7 protein-coding genes are annotated in these 5632 nt (G+C 74.4%); 2 read left to right on the plus strand and 5 right to left on the minus strand.

What is annotated here, in order from left to right; genetic code table 11:
* Together AB0M46_RS50840 and AB0M46_RS50845 are read left to right on the plus strand one after the other, a co-directional pair.
* On the plus strand, window positions 1-785 hold a 785-nt coding region (locus tag AB0M46_RS50840), incomplete at its 5' end, for a YhgE/Pip family protein (RefSeq protein ID WP_363348902.1).
* Between the two features lie 8 nt (window positions 786-793).
* Entirely contained in the window at window positions 794-1390 is a 597-nt protein-coding gene (locus tag AB0M46_RS50845; RefSeq protein ID WP_363348904.1) for a TetR/AcrR family transcriptional regulator, read from the plus strand.
* Window positions 1391-1434: 44 nt separating this feature from the next.
* Here AB0M46_RS50845 and AB0M46_RS50850 read toward each other — a convergent pair whose 3' ends face one another.
* The 5 genes from AB0M46_RS50850 to AB0M46_RS50870 all read right to left on the minus strand — a co-directional run.
* Window positions 1435-2328, minus strand: a complete 894-nt coding sequence (locus tag AB0M46_RS50850) for a hypothetical protein (RefSeq protein WP_363348906.1) — start codon at window positions 2326-2328, stop codon at window positions 1435-1437.
* Between the two features lie 156 nt (window positions 2329-2484).
* Window positions 2485-3057: a DinB family protein gene (locus tag AB0M46_RS50855; protein ID WP_363348908.1), complete on the minus strand. Its 573-nt coding sequence runs from the start codon at window positions 3055-3057 to the stop codon at window positions 2485-2487.
* The gene (locus tag AB0M46_RS50860; RefSeq protein WP_363348910.1) at window positions 3057-4040 is read right to left on the minus strand and encodes an NAD-dependent epimerase/dehydratase family protein; all 984 of its coding nucleotides are present in this window, start codon (window positions 4038-4040) and stop codon (window positions 3057-3059) included. The genes AB0M46_RS50855 and AB0M46_RS50860 overlap by 1 nt, the downstream gene beginning before the upstream one ends.
* Window positions 4041-4042: 2 nt before the next feature.
* Window positions 4043-4480, minus strand: a complete 438-nt coding sequence (locus AB0M46_RS50865; RefSeq protein WP_363348912.1) for a cold shock domain-containing protein — start codon at window positions 4478-4480, stop codon at window positions 4043-4045.
* A 43-nt stretch (window positions 4481-4523) separates the two neighbouring features.
* Window positions 4524-5632: AMP-binding protein (locus AB0M46_RS50870; RefSeq protein ID WP_363348914.1), on the minus strand; the 1109-nt coding region annotated here is incomplete at its 5' end.

Here is a 5632-nt window from a genome sequence, read left to right on the forward strand (position 1 = left end):
GCCCCCTCGGGCAGCTCGATCAGGTCGGCCGGCAGCTGGACGGACTGCATGCCGCCGGTCCCCGCGACGAGGGTCAGCGCCCGGGCCCGCAGGGCTACGACCCCGACACCCGCGCCGCGCGGTCCGGCGTCCTCGGCGACCCGGTGGCCCTGCGGCGCGACACCGAGCACCCGGCGGCGACCTACGGGGCGGGCTTCGCGCCGTACTTCCTCGGCCTGGCCCTGTGGGTCGGCGCGATGATCAGCTACATGGTGCTGCGCCCGCTCGCCCGCCGCCACCTGGTCTGCGGCGCGCGGCCGCACCGGGCGGCGCTCGCGGGCTGGCTGCCGGCGCTGCTCATCGGCGTCGTCCAGGCGGGCGCGCTGTTCCTGGTCGTGCGCTTCGCGCTGGGGCTGCGCCCGGCGCACCCGCTGGGGATGTTCGGGTACCTCTGCCTCACCGCGGTCGCGTTCACCGCGCTCGTGCAGTGGCTCGGCGCGCGGCTCGGCCCGGCCGGGCGGCTCGTCGCGCTCGCGGTGCTCATGCTGCAGCTGACGTCGTCGGGCGGGACCTACCCGATCCAGACCACGCCGGGGTTCCTGCAGGCCGTGCACCCGTTCCTGCCGATGACGTACGTCGTGTCGGGCCTGCGGCACCTCATCAACGGCGGCCCGGGCGGTACGGTGCTCACCGGAGCGGTCGTGCTGGCCGGCTTCGCCGCCGCCGCGTTCGCGCTCACCACCGTCGCCGCGTGGCGGGGCCGCCGCCTCACCCCGTCCAGGCTGCACCCGGACCTAGTGATGTGAGGAGCGCTGTGGCAGACGGCCGCACCCGCCGGCGCGGCGACACCCGGCAGCGGCTCTACGACGCCGCGATGGAGCTGATCGCCGAGCACGGCTTCTCCAACGCCACCGTCGACGACATCGCGGTCGCGGCCGGGGTGGCGAAGGGCACCGTCTACTACAACTTCCCCTCGAAGAACGCGCTCTTCGAGGCGCTGCTGCGCCACGGGGTCGGCCTGCTCACCGCCGACTTCCGGGCCGCGGTGGCGGGCGCGGGCACGCCGCCGGAGCAGGCGGTGGCGCTGATCCGGGCGGAGCTGGCGTACATCCAGCGGCACCGCTCGTTCGCGCAGCTGCTGCTGTCGGAGATGTGGCGGACCAACCGGGAGTGGCACCAGACCCTGCACCTGCTGCGCGACGAGGCCGTCGGGGTCATCGCCGAGGTGCTGCGCCGCGGCGTCGACGAGGGGCACTTCGACCGCGAGCTCGACGTGCGCATGGCCGCCGCCGCGCTGTTCGGCGTGTGCCTCGTCGTCGCCGTCGACTGGCTCGTCTTCGAGCCAGATCGATCGCTCGGGTCGGTACAGGAGTCGCTGATAGCCGTCATCCGGGCCCGCGTCGGCATCTGAAGGGCTTGTCGGCCGCCGCCCGCCGCGTCGCTCGCGGCCGGACGTCAGGCCTGGCTGACCTGGATGGGGGTGCCGTCGGCGCCGACCAGCAGCCGCGCGCCGAGCGGGGCGGCGAGGTGCATCTCGTACTCGGCGGTGCGCAGCATCGCCACGTGCCCGCAGCTGTCGTTCGCCGGGCCGGGTGCCGTGCCGCTCACCACGGCCCGCAGCCCGATCGCGACCACCCGCGGCGACTCCACGACGACCGGCTCGTACCGGTGCTCCGGCCGTCCCGGGCAGGCCGGCTCGGGTGCCTCGAGCTGGATCGTGACGGTGCTGCCGCGGGCGGTGGCCGGACCCAGCGGCGGCGCCTGGACCTTGGTGGGTGCCCGCACGTAGCCGTCGGCCGCGAGGGCCGGCCACAGCACCGCGCCGCTGCCGCCCTCGACCGTGAACACCCAGGCGGGCAGGCTCGCGTCGCCCCGGTCCGTGCGGAACATCGCCGAGCCCAACGTCACCGTGGTGATCCGCACGACGCCCGTGGGCTCCGCCGAGCCGCTCGGCTCGACGTTGCCGAGCGCGACGAACGCCTCCTGCGCGCCGGCGGCGGGCAGCCGCACGGCCGGCTGCCCGGGCAGTGCGACGGTGACGGCCGCCGCCGGTGCCTGCGGCAACGGCTCCCGGGTCGTGAGCAGGTACCGGCCGTGCCGGACGGCGTCCTGCGCCGAGCCGTCGGAGAAGCCAGACGACAGCGGCAGCTCGTCCAGCAGGACGACCGGCCGCGGCGCGCGGTCCGCCGGGAACTGCGCCCACCGCGTCACGGCCTCGGGTGCCACGCCCGACGGCAGCGGCCCCGGCGGGTCCGGCGCGACCGCCGTCCTGCCGTCGCACCCGGCGACTCCTGCGAGGGCGGCCAGCGTCACCCCGGCGACGACCACGGCCCCCCGCCCTCGCCTCATGGCGCTCAACTGTACGGGCACACCTCGCGCCAGTGGTGAACCTTCCTACACGCGCGCCTTTCGCGAAACCCGCGACAGCGTGCGCCGCCTGGCCGCGGCCGGTGCGCAGCTCGCAACTGCGCGGCCCCCGGCACCCCGGTGCGTCGCCGGGTTGCGTCAGCGGAAGTGCCGGGCGGCCTGCTCGAGGCGATCGCGGTAGGCCGTCCAGTACTCCTCGCCCGCGCCCAGCACGTTGGACGTCGCCGGGCGCCAGCCCGCGGCGCCGTCGATGAGTTCGCGGACGATGTCGGCCTGGCCCGTGTGGCGGTCGGTCTCGGCGATCATGTGGACGAGGATCTGGTGCAGGGTCACGTCGGCCGCCTCCGGGCGCCACCACGGGACCCGGCCGGGGGAGTCCAGGTCCAGGGACTCGATCGTGGCGTCCGAGTGGGCCCACACGCGCTGGTACAGGCCGAGGATGTCGGCGCGCGACTGCTCCGCCGTGGCCCACATGTCGGCGTTGTCCTCGGCGCCGTCCTCGATCCACGGCAGCGGCTCGGGGAAGGGGCGGCCGAAGGTGGCGCCGAAGTAGCCGGCCTCGACGGAAGCCACGTGCTTGACCAGCCCCAGCAGGTTGGTGCCGGTCGGGACCATGGGCCGCCGGACGTCGTACTCCGAGAGCCCGTCCAGCTTCCACACCAGGTTCTCGCGACCGAGCCGCAGATACCGGTGCAGATGCGCCTTGGACATCAGCCCACCCGCCAGTTCGCCACCAGGTCGTCCATCGTCTTGTCCAGGCGTTCGTCCACGACCTGGCGCGACGGGTCCTCGTCGAACCACGACACGATCTCGCGGGCGCCCTGGTGGAACGGGATCGTCGCCACGTAGGACGGCACGAGCGCGCGGACCTTGCTGTTGTCGAAGATCATGGAATGGGCCTTGTCGCCGAGCAGCCCCGCGCCCCACTCCGGGTCGGCGGCGGCGATCGCATCGGACGGCACGTGCACGATCTTCGGCGTCACGCCCAGCGCGGCCGCCAGGTGCTCGGCGATCTGGTTCCAGGTCAGCACGTCGTCGGAGGTGATCTGGAAGGTGTCGCCGATGGCGCGCGGGTGGCCGAGCAGCGGCACGAAGGCCTTGGCGAAGTCCTCGTGGTGGGTGAGCGTCCACAGCGAGGTGCCGTCGCCGTGCACCACGATCTCCTTGCCGGCCCGCATCCGGGCCGGGACCGTCCAGCCGCCGTCGAACGGCACGAGGGTGCGGTCGTAGGTGTGCGACGGGCGCACGATCGTGGCCGGGAAGCCCGTGTCGCGGTACGCCTGCACGAGCAGGTCCTCGCAGGCGATCTTGTCCCGGCTGTACTGCCAGAAGGGATTGCGCAGGGGCGAGGACTCGGCCACGGGCAGCCGCGCGGGCGGGGTCTGGTAGGCCGAGGCGGAGCTGATGAAGACGTACTGCCCGGTGCGGCCCCGCAACAGCTCGATGTCGGCGTGCACATGCTCGGTGGTGAACGCGACCCAGTCCACGACGGCGTCGAACGTGTGGCCGGCGATGGCCTCGCGGGCCGCGGCGCCGTCGCGGATGTCGGCCCGCAGCAGCGTCGCCTGCCCGGGCAGCGGCCGGTCGCGGGACTCGCCCCGGTTGAGCACGAACAGGTCGATGCCGCGCTCGACCGCCAGGCGGGAGCAGGCCGAGGAGATGATGCCGCTGCCGCCGATGAACAGGACCTTCATGTTCAGCTCTCCACCCATCCGTGGCTGCGCGCGAAGGCCACCAGGTGCTGGCGGGCCTGCGCGATCTGGCTGCCGGTCAGCGACGGCACGTGCTGGATGAGCAGCTCCGTCACCTCGGCCGTGAACTCGCGGCTGGACAGCACGTCGCACAGGCCGTCGTCGTCGGGGGAGGCGGCGCCGGAGCCGCCCTGGGGGGCGAAGGGCGAGGCGGTGGCGGCACGCCGGGAGGGCGGCGCGTCGAGGATGCGCACGCTGGCCACCTTCAGCCCGCGCTCGCCCTCCTCGACCTCATACTCCACCCGCATCCCCGGATGCACCAGGTGCCGCTGCTCGCCGAAGTCGTTGGCGTGGACGAACACGTCCTCACCGCCGGCGTTCGGCGCGATGAACCCATACCCGCGAACCTCGTCGAACCGCAGAATCCTGCCCGTCTCCACCACGACCACCAACCCACAAAAGGGAGAACCAACCAAGAAGACCGCACTACAGCATAGGCCCCGCCAGCCGCTTCTTCTGCACCTTGCCCATCGCGTTGCGGGGCAGGACGTCCACGAAGTGCACGGCGCGTGGCCGCTTGTGGACGGAGAGGTGCGCGGCCACGAAGTCGATGAGCTCGTGCTCCCCGACGCCGCCTCCGCCCGTCACAACGAAGGCCGTGACCGCCTCGCCGAGGTCGGCGTGCGGCACCCCGACCACCGCCGCCTCCCGCACGGCCGGGTGGGCGAGCAGGGCGTCCTCGACCTCGCCGGCCCCGATGCGGTAGCCGCCGCACTTGATGAGGTCGGTGGAGGCCCGCCCGACGATGCGGTGCCAGCCGTCGGGGCCGATGCGGGCCAGGTCGCCGGTGCGGAACCAGCCGTCCTCGGTGCGCACGGGGGTGTCGGGCTGCCCGCGGTACCGCCGCAGCAGCATCGGCCCGTCGACCCACAGCTCGCCGATGGCCTCGCCGTCGCGGGGCGCCTCGGAGCCGTCCTCGGCCACGAGCCGGGTCCGCACGCCCGCCACCGGCAGGCCGACCTGCCCGGGGCGGCGCTCCCCGTCGGCCCGGCTGCTGATCGTGATGAGCGTTTCGGTCATGCCGTAACGCTCGACCGGGCGGTGGCCGGTCAGCGCGTGGAGCCGCTCGAAGACCGGCGCCGGCAGCGGCGCGCTGCCGGAGACGAGCAGCCGGGCCGGGCGCAGCGCGCGGGCCGCGGCCGGCTCGCCACACACCCGCGACCACACCGTCGGCACCCCGAAGTAGAGGGTGCCGCGGGCGGCGGCGTAGGCGGCCGGGGTCGGCCGTCCGGTGTGGACCAGCGGCGAGCCGCGCCGCAGCGCGCCGAGCACACCGAGGATCAGGCCGTGCACGTGGAACAGCGGCAGGCCGTGCACCAGCGTGTCCTGCGCGGTCCAGGCCCACGCCTCGCCGAGGGCGTCCAGGCCGGCCTCGACGGCGGCGTGGGTGAGCTCGACGCCTTTCGGGGCCCCGGTGGTACCGCTGGTGTACATCACCAGCGCCACGTCGTCCCCGCCCGGCGCCGGCAGCGACGGGTCGGCCGCGCGGGTCACGTCGACCGGCACCGCGCCGGCGAACCGGTCGGGCCGGTTGC

The organism is Dactylosporangium sp. NPDC051485 (assembly GCF_040682015.1).
Lineage (GTDB): Bacteria > Actinomycetota > Actinomycetes > Mycobacteriales > Micromonosporaceae > Dactylosporangium.